Genomic DNA, 20,517 nt, shown 5'->3' with positions numbered 1-20,517 from the left:
CGCAGGGTTGCATATGCCATCAGCCGATTTCGTCTTCGACTATGTAATAGTCGGCGCAGGCCCTGCCGGGTGCCTGCTCGCCAATCGTTTGTCCGCGGACCCGACCAAGCGTGTCCTGCTGCTTGAGGCGGGAGGACGCGACAATTATCACTGGATTCACATACCTGTCGGTTACCTGTATTGCATCGGCAATCCGCGCACCGACTGGTGCCTGAAGACCGAAGCCCAGCCTGGTTTGGGCGGTCGAAGCCTGGGGTATCCCCGTGGCAAGGTCCTAGGTGGCTGCTCGTCGATCAATGGCATGATCTACATGCGTGGCCAGTCGGCTGACTATGACTCGTGGGCTGCCCAAGGCAATGCCGGTTGGGCATGGAAAGACGTACTCCCCCTTTTCAAGTCCTGCGAAAATCACTACGGCGGTGCCAGTGACAGCCACGGTGCCATGGGCGAATGGCGCGTGGAGCAGCAGCGCGTCGCCTGGCCGATACTCGATGCCTTTCGTGCGGCCGCGGCTCAGTCCGGTATAGCCAGCGTTGCCGACTTCAATACCGGTGACAACGAAGGCTGTGGATACTTCCAGGTCAACCAGCGCAGTGGCATCCGCTGGAACTCGGCAAAGGCTTTTCTGCGGCCCATTGCCCAGCGCCCTAACCTGACCGTGTTGACCGGCGCACAAGTCGACAAGGTGGTGCTGGAAAACACTCGGGCCTGTGCCGTGAAAGCGCTCTGGCAAGGCCAGTGGCACGAATTCTCCGCACGCTGCGAGATTGTCCTCTGCGCAGGGGCGGTTGGCTCACCGGGTATCCTGCAGCGCTCCGGCATTGGCCCGCGCGTGCTGCTCGAAGGCTTGGGCATCGGAGTTCGTCATGAGTTGCCCGGTGTGGGCGGCAACCTGCAGGATCACCTTCAGCTGAGGCTGATCTATCAGATACGCAATGCACGCACTCTCAATCAGATGGCCAACAGCGTGTGGGGCAAGATGGGCATGGGGCTGCGCTACCTCTATGACCGCAGTGGGCCGCTCGCCATGGCGCCAAGCCAACTGGGCGCGTTTGTTCGCTCTGATCCCGGCCAGCCGACCGCCAACCTGCAATATCACGTACAGCCGCTGTCACTGGAGCGTTTCGGCGAGCCATTGCACCGCTTTCCCGCGTTTACCGCCTCGGTGTGCAACCTGCGTCCGCGCAGCCGCGGCCGGATTGATATCCGTTCGGCGGACATGACCGACCCCCCGCTCATCGATCCGAACTACCTGAGCGATCCCGAGGATCTGCGGGTTGCTGCCCAGTCGATCCGTATTACCCGCGCAATCGTGCAGGCGCCTGCGCTGGCGGCGTTCTCACCCGAGGAATACCTGCCGGGCGCGGCGCTTCAGAGCGAGGAGCAGCTTCAAGATGCGGCCGGCATGATCGGTACAACCATCTTCCATCCGGTCGGCACGTGCCGCATGGGCAGTGGTGTGCTGGATGTGGTGGATGACCAGCTGCGCGTGCATGGCATACCCGGCCTGCGCGTGGTGGATGCGTCGATCATGCCGCAGATCGTCTCGGGCAATACCTGTTCACCCACGCTGATGATCGCCGAGAAAGCGGCACAACTAATCCTCAAGGGAGCGGCCAACCACATCAATTTCAACGACGCGAGCTCATTACCGACGCCCTGACCAAGGTGCGCGCAATACCGGCAGCCCAGCCGTCAGTGGCTGCCGACAGTGGAACAAAAAGAATAATCACTGTGGCCTGCGGGCCGAGGACAGCAACGATGTCGGACTATATTTCGGAAAAAGGCGCGACAGCCAAGACCACAAGCCGGCGCGAGGAGCGCAAGATCATTTTCGCGTCATCCCTCGGAACTGTTTTCGAGTGGTATGACTTTTTTCTCTACGGGGCACTGGCCGCAGTCATCAGCAAGCAGTTCTTTGCCGGGGTGAACGACACCACCGCTTTTATCTTTGCCTTGATGGCTTTTGCGGCAGGCTTCCTTGTGCGTCCGTTCGGCGCCTTGGTGTTCGGACGCCTGGGGGACATGATCGGGCGCAAGTACACCTTCCTTATCACTATCGTGCTGATGGGGCTGTCTACCTTCGCTGTAGGCTTGCTACCGACTTATGCCAGCATCGGAATCGCGGCGCCCATCATTCTTGTGGTGTTGCGCATGCTCCAAGGCTTGGCGCTGGGTGGTGAATATGGTGGAGCGGCCACCTATGTGGCCGAGCATGCACCAGCCGGCAAGCGTGGATTCCACACCGGTTTCATCCAGTCTACTGCCACCCTCGGACTGCTGCTGTCGCTGTTGGTCGTGCTGGGCAGCCGCTATATCAGCGGCGATCAGTTCGAGACCTGGGGCTGGCGTCTGCCGTTCCTGCTGTCGATCGTGCTCTTGGGCATTTCCACCTGGATCCGCATGAGCATGCACGAATCGCCAGCTTTCGTGAAAATGAAGGCCCAAGGAAAGATCAGCAAGTCGCCGATTCGCGAGTCCTTTACCTCTTGGCCTAACCTCAAGGTAGTGCTGACTGCGTTGTTCAGCATCAATGCCGGCCAGGCCGTGACGTTCTATACCGCGCAGTTCTATGTGCTGTTCTTCATGACCCAGATGCTCAAGGTGGATCCTGCCCAGGCCAATACCCTGCTGATCATCAGCGTGGTGATCGGGGCTCCGTTCTTCGTGTTCTTTGGCTGGCTGTCTGACCGCATTGGCCGCAAGCCGATCCTGATGGTTGGTCTTCTGCTGGCAACGGTGTGCTACTTCCCGATGTTCAAGGCGCTGAGTCACTACGCAAACCCGCAGATCGACGCGGCCAGTCGCCAAGCGCCGATCGTCGTCACCGCCGATCCGCAGGACTGCACCTTCCAGTTCGATCCTGTGGGCAAAGCCCGTTTCGACAGCCCGTGCGACAAGGTCAAGACGTTCCTGGTCAAGCAGGGGCTGCCGTACAGCTCGGTCAGCGCAGCAAGCGGCAGCGACGTTGTGGTGAGTGTGGGGGAGCAGAAGATCAATGGATTCGACGAGGCGGCCATGCGCGCGGCCATCGACCAGGCGGGTTATCCAGCCAAGGCAGATCCAGCCCAGGTCAATCAGTTCATGGTGGTAGTGATCATCGTGGCGATGATCTTGATTGCGACAATGACTTATGGACCCTTGGCAGCGGTGATGGTCGAGCTGTTCCCGACACGCATTCGTTACACGTCCATGTCCCTCCCCTACCACATCGGCAATGGCTGGTTCGGCGGCTTCCTGCCTACGGTGTCTTTCGCGCTGGTGGTGTATACCGGGGATATCTTCTACGGGTTGTGGTATCCGGTGTTGATCACTGGAGTGAGCCTGGTGGTAGGGATTTTCTGTCTGAAAGAAACGCGTGATGTAGACATCGACAAGGTCTGAATCTCACGCATAAAAAAACCGGCTTAAAAGCCGGTTTTTTTATGCCCTGGAAAAACTTATGCACGATTTTCGAGAAACGGTCATACAGATAAATAAACTTAATTATCAATAACTTAAGACGTTTTCTAGCAGTTAATCCAAAAACTACACACATCTTATCCACAGAAGGCTCATGCAGCCCCCTCTGCTGGATTCTCTGCCGCCGCCGGCAACGATCCCAGCGCTCGCTGGGTCTGCACGTTCCACGCCGCTACCCTGTCATTGAGCTCGGCTACCGCTCGTGGGCCGGAGCCTTCGGCATACATGGGGGCGCCGATTACCAGCTCGATCGTCCCCGGTCGCTTGCCCCAGCCATCCTTCGGCCAGAACTTGCCCGCATTGTGAGCGATCGGCAACACAGGCATGTCGGCATTGACCGCCAGGGCGCTGCCGCTGCGGGTGAACTTGCCGATCTGGCCATAAGGCACTCGCGTGCCTTCCGGGAAGATCAATACCCAGACCTTTTCCTTGAGCAGCTTGTCGCCTTTGCTGGCGACCTGGCGCAGCGCTTCCTTGGGGTTGCCGCGATCGATCGCGATCGGCCGCAGCATGGCCATCGCCCAGCCGAAGAACGGCACGTACAGCAATTCGCGTTTCAAGACCTGGCTCAGCGGCTGGAAATGCGCGGAGAGGAAGAACGTCTCCCAGGTGCTCTGATGATTCGAGACAATCACGCATGGCTGGGCAGGAATGTTCTCAGACCCTGTGACCTTGACATTGATACCCAGGAACACCCGCGTCAGCAGCAGGGCGAACCGGCACCAGTAGACGTTGATGAATCGATAGCGCCCGCGAAACGAGAGAAAGGGCGCAATAAAGAAGCTAAGGGTGCACCACAGGAGCGAACTGGTACCCAACAGCAGGTAAAAAAGAAAAATTCTGATCGCCTGCAGCATCGACATAGTGGCATGTACCGTTGCGGGTCGTGCCCGCCTAAAGGAAAGTGCGCCAGCGCGGCGCACTATTGTTGAATGAGTTGTCTGGCGATGGCTGCCAGATCATCGAACACCAAGGTGTTTTCCGGAATCCCCTTGCTCAGGGTCCGTAGTCCTTTTCCGGTTTTTACCAGAACAGGTTGTGCATCGACGGCGCTCGCGGCGTTCAGGTCACCACTGCTGTCGCCTACAAACCATACACCGCCCAGGCCGACCCGGTAGTGCTCGCCGATGACCCGCAGCATGCCAGGCTTGGGCTTGCGGCAATCGCATCCCTCGTCAGGGCCGTGTGGGCAATAGACGATCAATCCCATCTCACCGCCAGCCTCGGCCACCAGCTCGCGCAGGCGCTCGTGCATGGCGTCGAGCGTGGCAAGCGGGTAGTAACCGCGGGCAATGCCAGACTGGTTGGTGGCTACAGCCACCGTCCAGCCCGCCTTGCTCAACTGCGCGATTGCCTCGATCGAGCCGGGAATGGGAATCCACTCTTCCAGCGACTTGATGTAAGCGTCGGAGTCGTGATTGATCACGCCGTCCCGATCAAGTATCAGCAGTTTCAAGACTTACCCCAGCAGCGAGATGTCGGCCACACCCAGGAACAGACCGCGCAGGCGGCTGAGCAGGGCATAACGGTTGGCACGCACGTTGGCATCCTCGGCGTTGACCATCACCGCCTCGAAGAAGGCGTCCACCGGCTCGCGCAACGCAGCCAGGCGGGCCAGCGCTTCACTGTACTGGCGTGCCGCAGCCATCGGGCCAACGGCCTGGTCGGCCTGCTGGATCGCCGAATACAGCGAGAACTCGTTGGCGTTGTCGAAGTACTTTGGCTCGACCTGGGCTGCAATCGCGCCTTCGCCCTTGCCTAGCAGGTTCGAAACACGCTTGTTCACCGCAGCCAGGGCCTCGGCTTCGGGCAGCTTGCGGAAAGCCTGAACGGCCTGCACGCGCTGATCGAAGTCCAGCGCCGAACCTGGCTTGAGGGCACGCACAGACAGATAGGTCGCGACGTCGATGCCTTCGTCTTCATAGCGCGCACGCAGGCGGTCGAAGATGAATTCCAGCACCAGCTCGGCCAAGCCGGCGGACTTGACGTTGTTGCCGAATTGCACCACGGCAAAGCTCACCGCGTCGGTCAGGTCCAGGTCCAGCTGCTTGTCGATCAGGATGCGCAGGATGCCCAGGGCGGCGCGGCGCAAGGCGTACGGGTCTTTACTGCCGGTAGGCAGCATGCCGATGCCGAAGATGCCGACCAGGGTGTCGAGCTTGTCGGCAATCGCCACGGCAGCACCGGTGAGGGTCTGCGGCAGCTCGGCGCCAGCACCGCGCGGCATGTACTGCTCGTTCAGGGCCAGGGCGACGTCTTGCGGCTCACCGTCGTTGAGAGCGTAGTAGTAGCCAGCGACGCCTTGCATCTCTGGGAACTCGCCGACCATTTCGGTGGCCAGGTCGCACTTGGACAGCAGGCCGGCACGCGTCGCGCGCTGGGCGTCGCCGCCGATGTGCGGGGCAATGAACGCGGCCAGTCTGGAGACACGCTCGGCCTTGTCGAAGACGCTGCCCAGCTGAGCCTGGAAGACCACGTTCTTCAGACGGTCGTTGAAGCTTTCGAGCGGCTGCTTCTTGTCCTGCTTGAAGAAGAACTCGGCATCGGTCAGGCGCGGACGCACGACCTTCTCGTTGCCCAGGACGATCTGCTGCGGGTCGCGGCTCTCGATGTTGGCCACGGTGATGAAGCGCGGCAGCAACTTGCCTTCGCTGTCGAGCAGGCAGAAGTACTTCTGGTTGTCCTGCATGGTGGTGATCAGGGCTTCCTGCGGTACATCCAGGAAACGCTCTTCGAAGGAGCACACCAGCGGCACCGGCCATTCGACCAGCGCGGTCACTTCATCCAGCAGCGCTGGCGGCACGATCGCGGTGCCCTCCTGCTGCATTGCCAGTTCGGCGGTACGCTTGCTGATCAGCTCGCGGCGCTCCGCGAAGTCAGCCAGCACGTAGGCCTTGCGCAGGTCCTCGGCGTAGTTGGCCGGGGCGCTGATGGTGACGTCTTCCGGATGGTGGAAACGGTGACCACGGGAAACACGTCCGGATTTCTGCGCGAGCAGGGTGCAGTCGATCACCTCGTCGCCCAGCAGCATCACCAGCCACTGGGTCGGGCGTACGAATTCTTCCTTGCGGGCACCCCAGCGCATGCGCTTGGGAATCGGCAAGTCGTTGAGCGAATCCTCGACGATGGTCGGCAGCAGGCTGGCGGTGGCCTTGCCCGGGATGTGCTGGGAGAAACGCAGCTTGGCCCCGGTCTGGTCGATTTCCGACAGGTCGACACCGCACTTCTTGGCGAAACCGAGCGCGGCCTGGGTTGGGTTGCCCTCGGCGTCGAATGCCGCCTGGCGCGGTGGACCATCGACATTGATGCTGCGGTCAGGCTGTTCGGTGTCGAGCGCGGTGAGCAGCACGGCCAGGCGGCGGGGCGCTGCGTAGACACGCTTGCCGGTGTAGTTCAGGCCAGCGGCCTGCAGGCCTTTCTCGATGCCTGCCAGGAAGGCATCGCCGAGGGTGGCGAGGGCCTTGGGTGGCAGCTCTTCGGTGCCCAGTTCAACCAGGAAATCTTGAGCACTCATTGTGCAGCCTCCAGCTTGGCCAACGCTTCATCACGCAATTCAGGGGACGCCATCGGGAAGCCCAGCTTGGCCCGGGCCTGCAGGTAGCTCTGCGCCACGGCCCGGGCCAGGGTCCGTACGCGCAGGATGTAGCGCTGGCGCTCGGTTACCGAGATGGCGCGGCGGGCGTCGAGCAGGTTGAAGGTATGAGAGGCCTTCAGGACCATTTCGTAGGTCGGCAGCGGCAGTTCGAGTTCGATCAGCCGGTTGGCTTCGCTTTCATAGAAATCGAACAGCTCGAACAGCTTCTCGACGTTGGCGTGCTCGAAGTTGTAGGTGGACTGCTCCACTTCGTTCTGGTGGAACACGTCGCCGTAGGTGACCTTGCCGAATGGGCCGTCGGTCCAGACCAGGTCATAGACCGAGTCGACACCCTGCAGGTACATCGCCAGGCGCTCGAGGCCGTAGGTGATTTCGCCGGTAACCGGCATGCACTCGATGCCGCCCACTTGCTGGAAGTAGGTGAACTGCGTGACTTCCATGCCGTTGAGCCAGATTTCCCAGCCCAGGCCCCAGGCGCCAAGGGTTGGCGATTCCCAGTTGTCTTCGACGAAGCGCACGTCATGCACCAGCGGATCGAGGCCGATGGCTTTCAGCGACCCCAGGTACAGCTCCTGGAAGTTGGCCGGGTTCGGCTTGAGCACCACCTGGAACTGGTAGTAGTGCTGCAGGCGGTTGGGGTTTTCCCCATAGCGGCCGTCAGCCGGACGACGGCTGGGCTGCACGTAGGCGGCGTTCCAGTTTTCTGGACCGATCGCGCGCAGGAAAGTGGCGGTATGGAAAGTGCCGGCGCCTACTTCCATATCGTAGGGCTGAAGTACCACACAACCTTGCTCCGCCCAGTACTGTTGCAGGGCGAGGATCAGGTCTTGGAAGGTACGCACGGCTGGCGTAGGCTGGCTCACGAAATTCACCTGTATCTAGGGCTGCGAATATAAAGAGCGGGAGTATAACCCGATTCGCTCGGCCCTCTACCCATGGAGCCTTATGCCACGCTGCTTTTGGTGTACCGACGATCCGCTTTACCAGGCCTATCATGACCAGGAGTGGGGCACCCCGCAGCGAGACCCGGCGGCATTGTTCGAGATGCTGTTGCTAGAAGGTTTCCAGGCGGGATTGTCCTGGATCACCGTATTGAAAAAGCGAGAGCGCTACCGGGAGGTGTTGTACGGCTTCGATCCTCGGCGCCTTGCGCAGATGAGCGATGAGCGCATCGAGGAGCTGATGCTGGATGCCGGCATCATCCGCAATCGCCTCAAGCTCCACGCCGCCCGGCGCAATGCCCGGGCCTGGCTGGCGCTGGATGACCCTGGCGAATGGCTGTGGTCATTTACCGGCGGCAAACCCCTGGTCAACCATTTCAGCGCGAGAGCCGAGATACCCGCAGTCACCGACGAGGCCACGGCCATGAGCAAGGCCCTGCGCAAGGCCGGCTTCACCTTTGTCGGTCCGACCATCTGCTACGCCTTCATGCAGGCCACCGGCATGGTCATGGACCACACCACCGATTGCGATCGCTACGCCGCACTCCTGCGCTGAAGGTTTACAATGCCCGGCTTGCAATAAAAGGAATCAGCCTGTGGAAAAGTTCAAGGGCGCCCTGATGGTCGGAGCGCTGCGATTGTTCGCCAAGCTTCCCTGGGGGGCTGTGCAGCGGGTCGGCGCGGGTATCGGCTGGCTGATGTGGAAGGTCCCCAACGGTTCGCGCAACGTGGTGCGGATCAACCTTGCCAAGTGCTTCCCGGAAATGGACCCTGCTGCCCGCGAGCAGTTGGTGGGCCGTGCCTTGATGGACATCGGCAAGTCGTTCACCGAGAGCGCCTGCGCCTGGATCTGGCCGGCGCACCGCTCGCTGGCGCTGGTGCGCGAAGTACAGGGGCTGGAGGTGCTGGAGAAGGCGCTGGCCTCGGGCAAGGGTGTGGTTGGCATCACCAGTCACCTGGGTAACTGGGAAGTGCTCAACCACTTTTATTGCGCCCAGTGCAAACCGATCATCTTCTACCGTCCGCCCAAGCTCAAGGCGGTCGATGACCTGTTGCGCGAGCAGCGGGTGCAGATGGGCAACCGAGTGGCGCCGTCGACCAAGGAAGGCATCCTGAGCATCATCAAGGAAGTGCGGCGCGGTGGTCAGGTGGGTATTCCCGCAGATCCGGAGCCTGCGGAATCGGCCGGGTTCTTCGTGCCCTTTCTCGGTACCCAGGCGCTGACCAGCAAATTCGTACCGAACATGCTGTCCGGAGGCAAGGCAGTGGGCGTGTTCCTGCATGCTCTGCGGCTGCCGGATGGTTCGGGGTTCAAGGTGATCCTCGAAGCGGCACCCGAAGCCATGTACAGCGAAGACACCGCTACCGCGACGGCAGCCATGAGCCAGGTGGTAGAGAGGTACGTGCGTGAGTATCCGAGCCAGTACATGTGGAGCATGAAACGCTTCAAGAAGCGGCCGGCCGGGGAAACCCGCTGGTATTGAGACCGTCATCGCAGGCTTGCCCGCGATGACATCAACCTCGGTGTCAGGCTTTATCCAGCTTCTTCAAGAACACTGACATCTCTTTTTCGGCCTGCTTGTCCCCATGAGCGCGGGCCGCCTCCAGGCCCTGCTCCCAGGCGCGCCGTGCGCCCGCTGCATCCCCCTGCACCTGATACGCCTTGCCCAACAGTTTCCAGGCTGCAGAGTACTTCGGATCAAACGCCACGCACTTGCTCAAATGCTCCGCCGCCTCGGCGCCGTTGCCCTCATCGAGCCAGGCCTTGCCCAGGCCGAAGCGCAGCAGGGCGTTATCCACGCCCTTGGCCAGCATCTTTTCCAGCGATTCACGCATCTCGGGTTCTCCTAGAAAAAGCTCAGGCCCACGTGGAAGAGCTTCTCGACGTCGCGGATGTATTTTTTATCCACAACGAAGAGGATCACATGGTCACCAGCCTCGATCACCGTGTGGTCGTGGGCGATCAGCACCTCGTCAGCGCGAATGATCGCGCCGATGGTAGTGCCGTGGGGCAAGGCAATCTCGCCGATGGCCTTGCCGATCACCTTGCTCGACTTGGAATCGCCATGGGCGATGGCTTCGATGGCCTCGGCCGCCCCGCGGCGCAATGAATGCACGCTGACGATATCGCCACGGCGCACGTGGGCAAGCAAGGTGCCGATGGTGGCCAACTGCGGGCTGATGGCGATGTCGATCTCGCCGCCCTGCACCAGGTCGACGTACGCCGGGTTGTTGATCAGCGTCATGACCTTGCGCGCGCCCAGGCGCTTGGCCAGCAGCGAGGACATGATGTTGGCTTCGTCATCATTGGTCAGGGCCAGGAAGATGTCGGCCTCGGCGATGTTCTCTTCGAGCATCAGGTCCTTGTCCGACGCGCTGCCCTGCAGCACTACCGTACTTTCGAGAGTGTCCGAGAGGTGGCGGCAACGCGCCGGGTTCATCTCGATGATCTTGACCTGATAGCGGCTTTCGATGGCTTCGGCCAGGCGTTCGCCGATCTGTCCGCCGCCGGCGATCACCACGCGCTTGTTGGTTTCGTCGATGCTGCGCAGCTCACCCATCACGGCGCGGATGTGCGCCTTGGCAGCAATGAAGAACACTTCGTCGTCGGCTTCGATGACCGTATCGCCCTGGGGCTTGATCGGCCGGTCACGGCGGAAGATCGCGGCCACCCGGGTGTCGACATTGGGCATGTGCGAGCGCAGCTGACGCAGCTGCTGGCCGACCAGCGGGCCGCCATGGTAGGCCTTGACCGCCACCAGCTGCGCCTTGCCGTCGGCGAAGTCGATCACCTGCAGGGCACCCGGGTGTTCGATCAGACGCTTGATGTAGTGGGTAACCACCTGCTCCGGGCTGATCAGCACGTCGACCGGGATGGCCTCGTTGTCGAACAGGCCGGCGCGGGTCAGGTAGGCCGCCTCGCGCACCCGGGCGATCTTGGTCGGGGTGTGGAACAGCGTGTAGGCGACCTGGCAGGCCACCATGTTGGTCTCGTCGCTGTTGGTCACCGCCACCAGCATGTCGGCGTCATCGGCGCCGGCCTGGCGCAACACCGTGGGGAAAGACCCGCGGCCTTGCACGGTACGGATGTCGAGACGGTCGCCCAGGTCGCGAAGGCGGTCGCCGTCGGTATCGACCACCGTGATGTCGTTGGCCTCACTGGCCAGGTGCTCGGCCAGCGTGCCGCCGACCTGCCCTGCACCGAGGATGATGATTTTCATCCGCTACTCCCACCGTTAACCGCGCGAGGCGGCGATCTTGATCAGCTTGGCATAGTAGAACCCATCGTGACCGCGTTCCTGGGCCAGCAGCTGGCGGCCATGGGGCTGGCGCAGGCCGGCTTCGATGGCCATGTCCAGTTCACGGGCACCCGGCGTGCGGGCAAGAAACGCCTCGATCACTTCGGTGTTTTCCGTCGGCAGGCTGGAGCAGGTGGCGTAGAGCAGCACCCCACCCACCGCCAGGGTCGGCCACAACGCATCGAGCAGCTCGCCCTGCAGACTGGCCAGAGCCGGAATGTCATCGGCCTGGCGGGTCAGCTTGATGTCCGGGTGACGGCGGATGACGCCGGTGGCCGAGCACGGAGCGTCGAGCAGGATGCGCTGGAACGGCTTGCCATCCCACCAGGTAGCGGTCTCGCGCGCATCGCACGCGATCAGCTCGGCATCCAGGCCGAGGCGATCGAGGTTTTCGCGAACGCGGGTCAGGCGCTTGGCTTCCAGGTCGATCGCCACGACCTGTTCCAGGCCGCCTTGCGCCTCGAGCAGGTGGCAGGTTTTCCCACCGGGGGCGCAGCACGCATCGAGGACGCGCTGCCCAGGGGCCAGGTCGAGCAGGTCGGCAGCCAGCTGCGCAGCTTCGTCCTGGACGCTGACCCAGCCCTCGGCAAAGCCCGGCAGAGTGCGCACATCGCAGGCCTCGGCCAGCACGATGCCGTCCTGGCTGTAGCGGCAGGCGCTGGCGCCGATGCCGGCATCGGCCAGCAGGGCGAGGTAGGCGTCGCGGCCGTGATGGCGGCGGTTGATCCGCAGGATCATCGGCGGATGGGCGTTGTTCGCGGCGCAGATGGCTTCCCACTGTTCTGGCCAGAACGCCTTGAGGGACTTCTGCAGCCAGCGTGGATGAGCGGTACGCACCACCGGATCACGTTCCATGCCGGCAAGCAGCGCTTCGCCCTCGCGCTGGGCGCGGCGCAGCACGGCATTGAGCAGACCCTTGGCCCAAGGCTTCTTCAGCTTTTCAGCGCAGCCGACGGTCTCGCCAATCGCCGCATGAGCCGGGATCCGCGTGTAGAACAACTGATACAGGCCTACCAGCAACAATGCCTGGACATCGCTGTCGGCACTCTTGAAGGGCTTCTGCAGCAGTTGCTCGGCCAGCAGGGCCAGGCGCGGCTCCCAACGGGCGGTACCGAAGGCCAGGTCCTGAGTCAGGCCACGGTCGCGCTCGTCGACCTTGTCCAGTTGCATGGGCAAGGCGCTGTTCAGCGAGGCTTTGCCGCTGAGCACGGAGGCCAGGGCGCGGGCGGCAGCCAGACGCGGGTTCATTGGCCAAGCACCGTGCCGGTGGCGAATTTTTCGCGGCGGCTGTTGAACAGGTCACTGAAGTTCAAGGGCTTGCCACCTGGCAATTGCAGGCGGGTCAGGCACAGTGCCTGCTCGCCACAGGCGACCACCAGGCCGTCCTTGCTGGCGCCGAGAATCTCGCCAGGCGCGCCCTGCCCTGTGGACAAGTCCGCCGCCAGCACCTTCACGCTTTCGCCACCCAGCGTGCTGTGGCACACCGGCCACGGATTGAAGGCGCGCACCAGGCGCTCCAGCTCGAGGGCCGGGCGGCTCCAGTCGATGCGCGCTTCGTCCTTGTTCAGCTTGTGTGCATAAGTGGCCAGCGCATCGTCCTGCACCTCACCCTGCAGTGTGCCTGCGGCCAGACCCGCTATTGCCTCGAGCACCGCGGGCGGGCCCATCTCGGCGAGGCGGTCGTGCAGGCTGCCACCGGTATCGTCGGCGCCGATCGGGGTGCTGACCTTCAGCAGCATCGGTCCGGTATCCAGCCCGGCTTCCATGCGCATGACGGTGACGCCGCTTTCGGCATCGCCCGCCTGCACCGCGCGCTGGATCGGCGCAGCACCGCGCCAGCGTGGCAACAGCGAGGCATGGCTGTTGATGCAGCCCAGGCGCGGGATGTCGAGTACGGCCTGTGGCAGGATCAGGCCGTAGGCAACCACCACCATCAAGTCAGGCTCAAGGGCTGCGAGCTCGGCCTGGGCCTCGGCATTGCGCAGGGTCGGCGGTTGCAATACCGGGATGTCGTGCGCCGCCGCCAACTGCTTGACCGGGCTGGGCGCAAGCTTTTGCCCGCGGCCAGCCGGACGGTCTGGCTGGGTATAGACGGCCACGATCTCGTAAGGGCTGTCGAGCAGGGCCTTCAAGTGTTCGGCGGCAAACTCTGGGGTGCCTGCGAAGACAATGCGCATGGAGTTCTCGCTAGAAAAGCAAAAGGCTTGCCGGAGCAAGCCTTGGAAGTCGGCGGGATCAGGCTTGCTGGCGGTGCTGCTTTTCCAGCTTCTTCTTGATCCGGTCGCGTTTGAGCTGGGACAGGTAGTCGACGAAGAGCTTGCCGTTGAGGTGATCGCATTCGTGCTGGATGCACACCGCGAGCAGGCCTTCGGCAACCAGTTCGTAGGGCTTGCCGTCGCGGTCCAGGGCCTTGACCCGGACTTGCAGCGGACGGTCTACGTTCTCGTAGAAGCCGGGCACCGACAGGCAGCCTTCCTGGTATTGGCCCATGTCATGGGTCAGCTCTTCGATTACAGGGTTGATGAATACCCGTGGCTCGCTGCGGTCTTCGCTCAGGTCCATGACCACCACGCGCTTGTGCACGTCGACCTGAGTGGCCGCGAGGCCGATGCCAGGCGCTTCGTACATGGTTTCAAACATGTCATCGATCAGCTGGCGCAGGGCGTCGTCCACTTCCGTCACCGGTTTGGCGAGGGTGCGAAGGCGCGGGTCCGGGAATTCGAGGATGTTCAAGATAGCCATAGGGGTCTGAGCAGTACTGTGCGTTCGGTTGCAAACATGGATTCACATAATAAAGGGATTCGCCGCGTTCGGCACCTGCCAAAGCTTGGCTAGGGTGTGAATGGACACCTGTAAGCCGCTTCGATCGACAGGTTGTCAAACTATTATCAACACAGTTATCCACAGGTTGTGCCAACTGGATGACCGCCTGCCGATCAAGGATGAATCCGCATGACGACCCGCTGCTGCCCCACTTGCCCGCCAGCTGAACTGGAAGCCCGATTGCGTCTTCATCGCCTGCCGCAGATAGGCGGCCAGCGGTTTCGCACACTCATCAAGGCCTTTGGCAGCGCCTCCAGCGCGCTCAGCGCACCGGCCGCCGCATGGCACTCGCTGGGCCTGCCCCCGGCCTGCAGCGAGGCTCGGCGCAGTGCCGATGCGCGCGACGGGGCCGCCGCCGCAATGGCCTGGCTAGAGCATCCGGGCCAGGATTTGCTGATGTGGGACAGCCCTGGATACCCGGCCCTGCTTGCGGAAGTGGACGATTCGCCCCCGCTGCTTTTTGTCGCAGGCGATCCAGGAATACTCGAGCAACCGCAGCTGGCAATCATCGGTAGCCGCCGCGCTTCTCCACCTGCGCTCGATACTGCGGCAGGGTTTTCACGGTGCCTCGCCCAAGCCGGTTTCACCATCACCAGCGGTCTCGCGCTGGGGATCGACGGCGTTGCTCACCGGGCTGCACTAGATGCCTCTGGGCAAACAATTGGAGTCCTGGGTACCGGGCTGCAAAAACTTTATCCACAGAGCCACCGCTCACTGGCCAAGGCGATGATCGAGAGCGGCAGCGCAGTGGTCTCGGAATTCCCGCTCGATGCTGGCCCCTTGCCGGGCAACTTTCCACGGCGCAATCGGATCATCAGCGGCCTTTCCCTCGGCGTCCTGGTAGTCGAAGCCGGCCTTGCCAGCGGCTCGTTGATCACGGCGCGCCTGGCCGCCGAACAAGGCCGGGAGGTGTACGCCATCCCAGGTTCGATTCACCATCCGGGTGCCAAAGGGTGCCATCAGCTGATCCGCGATGGGGCCTTGCTGGTCGAGAGCGTCGGCCAGATCATCGACAGCCTGCGCGGCTGGCAGAACCTGCCCGCCGCGCCCGTGGCCAAGGCCGGGCATCCGTTGCTGGAGTTGCTCCTGGCAGCCCCGCAGACCAGCGAAGGCCTGGCCCGCAGCAGTGGCCTGCCGCTGGCCCAGGTGCTGGCAAGTCTCACCGAGCTTGAGCTCGATGGCCGGGTCAGCAATGCAGCCGGGCGTTGGTTTGCCCGTTGCGGCTAAGTACACTGCTCACCAGCCTTATATGCGGAGAACAGCAATGGTGAGCAGTTGGCGTGTGCAACAAGCCGCGCGTGAGATCCGGGCGGGCGCGGTCATCGCCTACCCTACCGAAGCGGTCTGGGGCCTGGGCTGTGACCCCTGGAACGAAGAGGCGGTGGACCGCCTGCTGGCGATCAAGTCCCGCTCGGTGGACAAGGGATTGATCCTGATCGCCGACAACATCCGCCAGTTCGATTTCCTGTTCGAGGATTTTCCCGAGGACTGGCTCGACCGCATGTCCAGCACCTGGCCTGGCCCGAACACCTGGCTGGTGCCTCATCAGGGCCTGTTGCCAGAGTGGGTGACCGGCGTGCATGACACGGTGGCCTTGCGGGTCAGCGACCATCCGGTGGTGCGCGACCTGTGCGCGCTGGTTGGTCCGCTGATCTCGACTTCGGCCAATCCGCAGGGCAGGCCGGCGGCCAAGTCGCGGCTGCGGGTAGAGCAGTACTTCCGCGGGCAGGTGGATCTGGTGCTGGGAGGGGCATTGGGTGGCAGGCGTAATCCGAGCGTGATCCGCGACCTGGCCACGGGCGAAATCGTCCGGCCGGGCTGAGCCTTTGTGTGGGAACGGGCCTGATTCACGACGGCCCGTTACCACCGAGACTGCATGTGGCCTGTCAGGGCAACAGGATGGTCGAGCCTACCGTCCGCCGTGCCGACAGCTCGGTCTGCGCCTTGGCCGCCTCGGCCAGGGGATAACGCTGCTGGATATCCACCTGGAGCTGCCCGCTGCTGATCATGGCAAACAGGTCATCAGCCATCGCCTGGGTGTTTTCAGCCGTATTGGCGTAAGTCGCCAGGGTCGGGCGAGTCACGTACAGCGATCCCTTCTGCGCCAGAATCCCCAGGTTCACGCCACTGACGGCGCCCGAGGCGTTGCCGAAGCTGACCATCAGGCCGCGAGGCTGCAGGCAGTCCAGCGAGGTAAGCCACGTGTCGGCGCCCACGCCGTCATAGACCACCGTGCACTTCTTGCCATCGGTCAGCTCAAGCACCCGCTGGACGACGTCTTCACGGCTGTAGTCGATGGTTTCCCAAGCGCCCAGAGCCTTGGCGCGCTCGGCTTTCTCGGCGGAGCTTACGGTGCCGATCAGCTTGGCGCCGATGGCCTTTGCCCACTGGCATGCGAGCGAGCCGACACCCCCGGCAGCAGCATGGAACAGGATGGTGTCGCCCGACTGCAGGGCGTAGGTCTGCTTGAACAGGTACTGCACCGTAAGGCCTTTGAGCATGACCGCCGCAGCCTGCTCGAAGCTTATGCTGTCGGGCAGCTTGACCAGGTTGGCCTCGGGCAGCGTGTGCACTTCGCTGTAGGCACCCAGCGGGCCGCCGCCATAGGCGACGCGGTCACCGACCTTGAGCCGGCTGACCTGCTCGCCGACGGCCTCGACCACGCCCGCCCCTTCCGTGCCCAGACCCGATGGCAGGGATGGCGGTGCATAGAGGCCGCTGCGAAAGTAAGTGTCGATGAAGTTCAGGCCGATCGCCTGGTTGCGCACGCGAACCTGCTGGGGGCCGGGTGCAGCGGGCTCGAAGTCGAGCAATTGCAGAACCTCAGGGCCACCGTGCTTGCTGAACTGTATACGCTTGGCCATCTCTCACTCCTGTTGTCGGCATTGGGGCAAACCGTTATCGGACGCCTTTGCGTGACCGCCGTCAACTGCGGCGTGCCGGTTGCCGGTGGTATGCTACGCGGCGAAATCTGCCCAGCCCCACCCAGGTGACCTGATGACTAGCCGCACCGAGGCCGTGAAAGCCTATCTGCTCGACCTGCAAGACCGAATCTGTACCGCGCTCGAAACCGAGGACGGTGGCGCCCGCTTCGTCGAGGACGCCTGGGTGCGGGAAGCCGGCGGTGGTGGCCGTACGCGAGTGATCGGCGAGGGCAAGCTGATCGAAAAAGGCGGCGTCAACTTCTCCCACGTCTTTGGCAAGGGGCTGCCACCCTCGGCCAGCGCGCACCGTCCGGAACTCGCGGGGCGCGGCTTCGAGGCGCTCGGTGTGTCGCTGGTGATCCATCCGCATAACCCCCACGTGCCGACGTCCCATGCCAACGTGCGTTTCTTCATTGCCGAGAAAGAAGGCGAAGAAGCAGTCTGGTGGTTCGGCGGTGGCTTCGACCTCACGCCCTACTACGGCCACGAGGAAGACTGCGTGCATTGGCACCGGGTAGCCGAACGCGCCTGCGCGCCCTTCGGCGCCGATGTCTATCCGCGCTACAAGGCCTGGTGCGACCGCTACTTCCATATCAAGCACCGCGGCGAGCCGCGCGGTATCGGCGGCCTGTTCTTCGATGACCTGAACGATTGGGACTTCGACACCTGCTTCGCTTTCATCCGGGCTATCGGCGACGCCTTCGTGGAGGCCTATCTGCCCATCGTCCAGCGCCGCAGGAACACCCCGTTCACTGCCGAGCAACGCGAATTCCAGGAATATCGGCGTGGGCGCTATGTCGAGTTCAACCTGGTGTACGACCGCGGCACCCTGTTCGGCCTGCAATCGGGCGGGCGTACCGAGTCGATCCTGATGTCGCTACCGCCGCAGGTCCGCTGGGGCTACGATTGGAAGGCCGCGCCGGGCAGCGAGGAAGCGCGTCTGACCGACTACTACCTGCAGGACCGCGACTGGCTCGGCCAGGCCGGCAACCCAACGCTGTGATCTGAAACGCCCAGGAGCTTTGTCCATGGACCAGTACGTTGTTTTCGGCAACCCCATCGGCCACAGCAAGTCGCCGTTGATCCACCGCCTGTTCGCCGACCAGACCGGCGAAGACCTGGAGTACAGCACTCTGCTCGCCCCGTTGGATAACTTCAGTGACTGCGCGCGTGGCTTCTTCAAGCAGGGCCATGGCGCCAACGTCACAGTGCCGTTCAAGGAAGAGGCGTTTCGTCTCGCCGACACCCTGACCCCTCGTGCACGGCGCGCTGGCGCGGTCAACACCCTCACGGAACTCGATGACGGCACCCTGGAAGGCGATAACACCGATGGCGCAGGCCTGGTGCGTGACCTGACGGTAAACGCAGGGGTCGAGCTTGCGGGCAAGCGAATCCTCATTCTGGGTGCCGGCGGCGCGGTGCGCGGTGTGCTGGAGCCGATCCTGGCGCAAAGGCCACAGTCGCTGGTGATCGCCAACCGCACGGTGGAGAAGGCCGAGCAACTGGCGCGTGAGTTTGCCGACCTGGGCCCGGTGGCCGCCAGCGGTTTCGCCTGGCTGCAGGAGCCCGTCGACCTGATCATCAACGCCACCTCGGCAAGCCTGGCGGGCGAGATGCCGCCGATTGCCGAGAGTCTGGTGCAGCCCGGGCTGACCGTGTGCTACGACATGATGTACGCCAAGGAGCCCACCCCTTTCTGCAAATGGGCCAGCGACCTGGGCGCGGCCAAGGTGCTCGACGGCATGGGCATGCTCGTCGAGCAGGCTGCCGAAGCCTTCTATATCTGGCGTGATGTGCGCCCGGACACCGCGCCGGTGTTGGCCGAGCTGCGTCGCCAGCTGGCGCGCTAATTCTCGAAACGAATGGGGCACAGCGCTGCCCCTTCAAGCTTGTGCAGATCTTCGATCACCTGTGGCCGGGCGTGATGCAGCGTCAGGCTGCCTCCTGCGCGCGCCAGGCGGCGGGCTTCGCGGTGAAGCATGTCGACGCCCGAATAGTCGATGAAGTTGATCTGCCGTGCGTCGATCACCACGTCAGGGCCCTCGCAACGTTGCAGGCGAACCTGCAGGTAGTGGCTGGCGCCAAAGAAGATCGAACCGCCAACCCGCAATACATCGGACTTCCCTTCGCGTGACTGCTGCACCCGCGGCCGTGAGGTGCGCTTGAGGTAGAAGAACAAGGAGGCCAGGACCCCGGCATAGATGGCGGTCTGCAGCTCGAGCAGCAAGGTGGCCGCAGCGGTCAGCGCCATGACCAGAAACTCCGAGCGACTGACCCTGAACAGAGCTCGCATGCCACGATGGTCGACCAGCCCCCAACAGATCAGCAGGATGCTGCCGGCCATGGCCGGGAGGGGCAGATGCGCGATCAGCCCTGCGCCGGACACCGCGAACAGCGTCACCCACAGCGCCGAAAACACACCCGCCAACGGCGAACGCGCCCCCGCCTCGTAGCTCAACCCCGAACGGGTGAACGAGCCCGAGGACAAGTAACCGGAAAAGAACGCGCCAACCATGTTCGACAAGCCCTGGGCACGGATTTCCTGGTTGGCATCGATCAATTGCTCGGAGCGGGCAGACAGCGAGCGGGCAATCGACAGGCTGGTGACCAGGCCAAGCATGCCCACCGCGACGGCGCTGGGGAGCAGGCGCAAAATAGCCTCAAGGTCCAGCAGCGGTATGGGGCTCAGCGGTGGCAGTTGGCCGATGAAGCCCGGTACTCGCTGCACATGACCGAAATATCCTGGCAGCAGCCACGCCACCAGGCTGACCGCTGCCAGACTAATCAACAGTCCTGGCCAACGCGGACGCCAGACCTTGAAGGCCATGCCGACTCCCAGCGTGGCCAGGCCAAGTACGAGGGATGGGATATCCACATCCCCTGCGTGACCGAGCAGATCTTCCACTGTCTTGAGCGCGGTTGCCTGGCCGGACAGATTCATGCCGAGCAGGTTGGGCATCTGGCCCAAGGCGATCACGACCGCCGCCCCAAGAGTGAAACCGAGCACCACGGAATGGGAAACGAAGTTGACCAGGGCTCCGAAGCGCAGCAGCCCGAGCAGCAACTGGAACACGCCACCCAGGAATGTCACGAGCAGGACCAGCGTAATGTAGTCATCGCTGCCGCTGACCGCCAGCGGGCTGACGCTGGCATACAGCACGATGGAGATCGCGGCGGTCGGACCGCAGATCAGGTGCCACGACGATCCCCACAGGCAGGCGATCAGCACCGGCACGATGGCTGCGTAGAGACCGTACTCGGCGGGCAGGCCGGCGATCAGGGCGTAGGCAATGGATTGCGGCAAGGCCAGAATCGCACCGCTCAGGCCCACCAGCAGATCGCGGCGCACGCTGGTGCGGGACTGCCGGGGGAGCCAGCTCAGGAAGGGGATCAAACGGTCAAGCCTGGGCATGCGGGTTCTCGGCGATAACACACCATCCTTGTCTATGACGGCGCGATACTTGTGGTAGCTG

The 20,517-nt window shown here is 63.0% G+C and carries 19 protein-coding genes; 8 read left to right on the top strand and 11 right to left on the bottom strand.

Translation table 11 applies throughout. The features are described 5' to 3' along the window. Nucleotides 1-13: 13 nt before the first annotated feature. Together AC0ZZU_RS00505 and AC0ZZU_RS00500 are read left to right on the top strand one after the other, a co-directional pair. On the top strand, nt 14-1,663 hold the full coding sequence (locus AC0ZZU_RS00505) for a GMC family oxidoreductase (protein ID WP_476338238.1): 1,650 nt from the start codon (nt 14-16) through the stop codon (nt 1,661-1,663). 98 nt (nt 1,664-1,761) lie between these two features. Continuing rightward, nucleotides 1,762-3,384: an MFS transporter gene (locus AC0ZZU_RS00500; RefSeq protein ID WP_476338236.1), complete on the top strand. Its 1,623-nt coding sequence runs from the start codon at nt 1,762-1,764 to the stop codon at nt 3,382-3,384. A 170-nt stretch (nt 3,385-3,554) separates the two neighbouring features. Here AC0ZZU_RS00500 and AC0ZZU_RS00495 read toward each other — a convergent pair whose 3' ends face one another. From AC0ZZU_RS00495 to glyQ, 4 genes are read right to left on the bottom strand one after another with little or no spacing between them, the layout of a single operon-like run. Beyond that, on the bottom strand, nt 3,555-4,325 hold the full coding sequence (locus AC0ZZU_RS00495) for a lysophospholipid acyltransferase family protein (protein ID WP_476339089.1): 771 nt from the start codon (nt 4,323-4,325) through the stop codon (nt 3,555-3,557). A gap of 59 nt (nt 4,326-4,384) precedes the next feature. Continuing rightward, nucleotides 4,385-4,918: a D-glycero-beta-D-manno-heptose 1,7-bisphosphate 7-phosphatase gene (gene gmhB, locus AC0ZZU_RS00490; RefSeq protein WP_476338234.1), complete on the bottom strand. Its 534-nt coding sequence runs from the start codon at nt 4,916-4,918 to the stop codon at nt 4,385-4,387. Between the two features lie 3 nt (nt 4,919-4,921). Next, on the bottom strand, nt 4,922-6,976 hold the full coding sequence (glyS, locus tag AC0ZZU_RS00485) for a glycine--tRNA ligase subunit beta (protein ID WP_476338232.1): 2,055 nt from the start codon (nt 6,974-6,976) through the stop codon (nt 4,922-4,924). Next, nucleotides 6,973-7,920, bottom strand: coding sequence for a glycine--tRNA ligase subunit alpha (gene glyQ, locus AC0ZZU_RS00480; protein WP_158460849.1), 948 nt, complete (start codon nt 7,918-7,920; stop codon nt 6,973-6,975). Before glyQ ends, glyS begins: the two co-directional genes overlap by 4 nt. 82 nt (nt 7,921-8,002) lie before the next feature. Here glyQ and AC0ZZU_RS00475 point away from each other — a divergent pair, with 82 nt between their 5' ends. Both AC0ZZU_RS00475 and AC0ZZU_RS00470 read left to right on the top strand, forming a co-directional pair. Next, nucleotides 8,003-8,554: a DNA-3-methyladenine glycosylase I gene (locus AC0ZZU_RS00475; protein WP_476338229.1), complete on the top strand. Its 552-nt coding sequence runs from the start codon at nt 8,003-8,005 to the stop codon at nt 8,552-8,554. Between the two features lie 40 nt (nt 8,555-8,594). Beyond that, on the top strand, nt 8,595-9,482 hold the full coding sequence (locus AC0ZZU_RS00470; protein ID WP_476338227.1) for a lysophospholipid acyltransferase: 888 nt from the start codon (nt 8,595-8,597) through the stop codon (nt 9,480-9,482). A gap of 43 nt (nt 9,483-9,525) precedes the next feature. On the opposite strand, the gene AC0ZZU_RS00465 is transcribed toward AC0ZZU_RS00470, so the two are convergent. Genes AC0ZZU_RS00465 through def form a run of 5 tightly spaced genes read right to left on the bottom strand, consistent with a single transcriptional unit; the run spans nt 9,526 to nt 14,039 of the window. Continuing rightward, a complete protein-coding gene (locus AC0ZZU_RS00465; RefSeq protein WP_476338225.1) occupies nt 9,526-9,834 on the bottom strand; it encodes a tetratricopeptide repeat protein in 309 nt (102 codons plus the stop codon). A gap of 11 nt (nt 9,835-9,845) precedes the next feature. After that, a complete protein-coding gene (trkA, locus tag AC0ZZU_RS00460; RefSeq protein WP_476338223.1) occupies nt 9,846-11,219 on the bottom strand; it encodes a Trk system potassium transporter TrkA in 1,374 nt (457 codons plus the stop codon). Between the two features lie 15 nt (nt 11,220-11,234). After that, nucleotides 11,235-12,545 (bottom strand): 16S rRNA (cytosine(967)-C(5))-methyltransferase RsmB, encoded by a 1,311-nt coding sequence (gene rsmB / locus AC0ZZU_RS00455; protein ID WP_476338221.1) that lies wholly within the window; start codon nt 12,543-12,545, stop codon nt 11,235-11,237. Beyond that, entirely contained in the window at nt 12,542-13,474 is a 933-nt protein-coding gene (gene fmt, locus AC0ZZU_RS00450; protein ID WP_476338219.1) for a methionyl-tRNA formyltransferase, read from the bottom strand. The genes rsmB and fmt overlap by 4 nt, the downstream gene beginning before the upstream one ends. Nucleotides 13,475-13,532: 58 nt before the next feature. After that, entirely contained in the window at nt 13,533-14,039 is a 507-nt protein-coding gene (def, locus tag AC0ZZU_RS00445; protein WP_476338218.1) for a peptide deformylase, read from the bottom strand. A 210-nt stretch (nt 14,040-14,249) separates the two neighbouring features. Between def and dprA the strand changes: the two genes are divergently transcribed. Together dprA and tsaC are read left to right on the top strand one after the other, a co-directional pair. Next, on the top strand, nt 14,250-15,347 hold the full coding sequence (dprA, locus tag AC0ZZU_RS00440) for a DNA-processing protein DprA (RefSeq protein ID WP_476338216.1): 1,098 nt from the start codon (nt 14,250-14,252) through the stop codon (nt 15,345-15,347). A 37-nt stretch (nt 15,348-15,384) separates the two neighbouring features. Then, the gene (gene tsaC, locus AC0ZZU_RS00435) at nt 15,385-15,942 is read left to right on the top strand and encodes an L-threonylcarbamoyladenylate synthase type 1 TsaC (RefSeq protein ID WP_158464740.1); all 558 of its coding nucleotides are present in this window, start codon (nt 15,385-15,387) and stop codon (nt 15,940-15,942) included. 64 nt (nt 15,943-16,006) lie between these two features. Here the strand turns inward: tsaC and AC0ZZU_RS00430 are convergent, their stop codons facing one another. Beyond that, nucleotides 16,007-16,984 carry an NADPH:quinone reductase gene (locus AC0ZZU_RS00430; protein WP_476338213.1) on the bottom strand — a complete coding sequence of 326 codons (978 nt, stop codon included), beginning with the start codon at nt 16,982-16,984 and terminating at the stop codon, nt 16,007-16,009. Nucleotides 16,985-17,117: 133 nt separating this feature from the next. Here AC0ZZU_RS00430 and hemF point away from each other — a divergent pair, with 133 nt between their 5' ends. Continuing rightward, entirely contained in the window at nt 17,118-18,047 is a 930-nt protein-coding gene (gene hemF / locus AC0ZZU_RS00425) for an oxygen-dependent coproporphyrinogen oxidase (RefSeq protein WP_476338211.1), read from the top strand. Nucleotides 18,048-18,072: 25 nt separating this feature from the next. After that, nucleotides 18,073-18,894 (top strand): shikimate dehydrogenase, encoded by an 822-nt coding sequence (aroE, locus tag AC0ZZU_RS00420; protein ID WP_476338209.1) that lies wholly within the window; start codon nt 18,073-18,075, stop codon nt 18,892-18,894. On the opposite strand, the gene AC0ZZU_RS00415 is transcribed toward aroE, so the two are convergent. Next, nucleotides 18,891-20,456 carry a SulP family inorganic anion transporter gene (locus AC0ZZU_RS00415; protein ID WP_476338207.1) on the bottom strand — a complete coding sequence of 522 codons (1,566 nt, stop codon included), beginning with the start codon at nt 20,454-20,456 and terminating at the stop codon, nt 18,891-18,893. The genes aroE and AC0ZZU_RS00415 overlap by 4 nt on opposite strands. Between the last annotated feature and the right edge of the window lie 61 nt (nt 20,457-20,517).

This window comes from Pseudomonas sp. JE3303 (genome assembly GCF_056312565.1).
The sequence above is the reverse complement of the archived record's forward strand: the minus strand, read 5'-3'. Positions and strand labels throughout refer to the sequence as shown.

Excerpts from the sequence above, each read along its gene's own strand:
- AC0ZZU_RS00505 (WP_476338238.1), top strand. The coding sequence starts at position 14 with ATGCCATCAGCCGATTTCGTCTTCGACTATGTAATAGTCGGCGCAGGC.
- AC0ZZU_RS00500 (WP_476338236.1), top strand. The coding sequence starts at position 1,762 with ATGTCGGACTATATTTCGGAAAAAGGCGCGACAGCCAAGACCACAAGC.
- AC0ZZU_RS00495 (WP_476339089.1), bottom strand. The coding sequence starts at position 4,325 with ATGTCGATGCTGCAGGCGATCAGAATTTTTCTTTTTTACCTGCTGTTG.
- glyS (WP_476338232.1), bottom strand. The coding sequence starts at position 6,976 with ATGAGTGCTCAAGATTTCCTGGTTGAACTGGGCACCGAAGAGCTGCCA.
- AC0ZZU_RS00475 (WP_476338229.1), top strand. The coding sequence starts at position 8,003 with ATGCCACGCTGCTTTTGGTGTACCGACGATCCGCTTTACCAGGCCTAT.
- AC0ZZU_RS00465 (WP_476338225.1), bottom strand. The coding sequence starts at position 9,834 with ATGCGTGAATCGCTGGAAAAGATGCTGGCCAAGGGCGTGGATAACGCC.
- trkA (WP_476338223.1), bottom strand. The coding sequence starts at position 11,219 with ATGAAAATCATCATCCTCGGTGCAGGGCAGGTCGGCGGCACGCTGGCC.
- rsmB (WP_476338221.1), bottom strand. The coding sequence starts at position 12,545 with ATGAACCCGCGTCTGGCTGCCGCCCGCGCCCTGGCCTCCGTGCTCAGC.
- fmt (WP_476338219.1), bottom strand. The coding sequence starts at position 13,474 with ATGCGCATTGTCTTCGCAGGCACCCCAGAGTTTGCCGCCGAACACTTG.
- def (WP_476338218.1), bottom strand. The coding sequence starts at position 14,039 with ATGGCTATCTTGAACATCCTCGAATTCCCGGACCCGCGCCTTCGCACC.
- dprA (WP_476338216.1), top strand. The coding sequence starts at position 14,250 with ATGACGACCCGCTGCTGCCCCACTTGCCCGCCAGCTGAACTGGAAGCC.
- tsaC (WP_158464740.1), top strand. The coding sequence starts at position 15,385 with ATGGTGAGCAGTTGGCGTGTGCAACAAGCCGCGCGTGAGATCCGGGCG.
- AC0ZZU_RS00430 (WP_476338213.1), bottom strand. The coding sequence starts at position 16,984 with ATGGCCAAGCGTATACAGTTCAGCAAGCACGGTGGCCCTGAGGTTCTG.
- hemF (WP_476338211.1), top strand. The coding sequence starts at position 17,118 with ATGACTAGCCGCACCGAGGCCGTGAAAGCCTATCTGCTCGACCTGCAA.
- aroE (WP_476338209.1), top strand. The coding sequence starts at position 18,073 with ATGGACCAGTACGTTGTTTTCGGCAACCCCATCGGCCACAGCAAGTCG.
- AC0ZZU_RS00415 (WP_476338207.1), bottom strand. The coding sequence starts at position 20,456 with ATGCCCAGGCTTGACCGTTTGATCCCCTTCCTGAGCTGGCTCCCCCGG.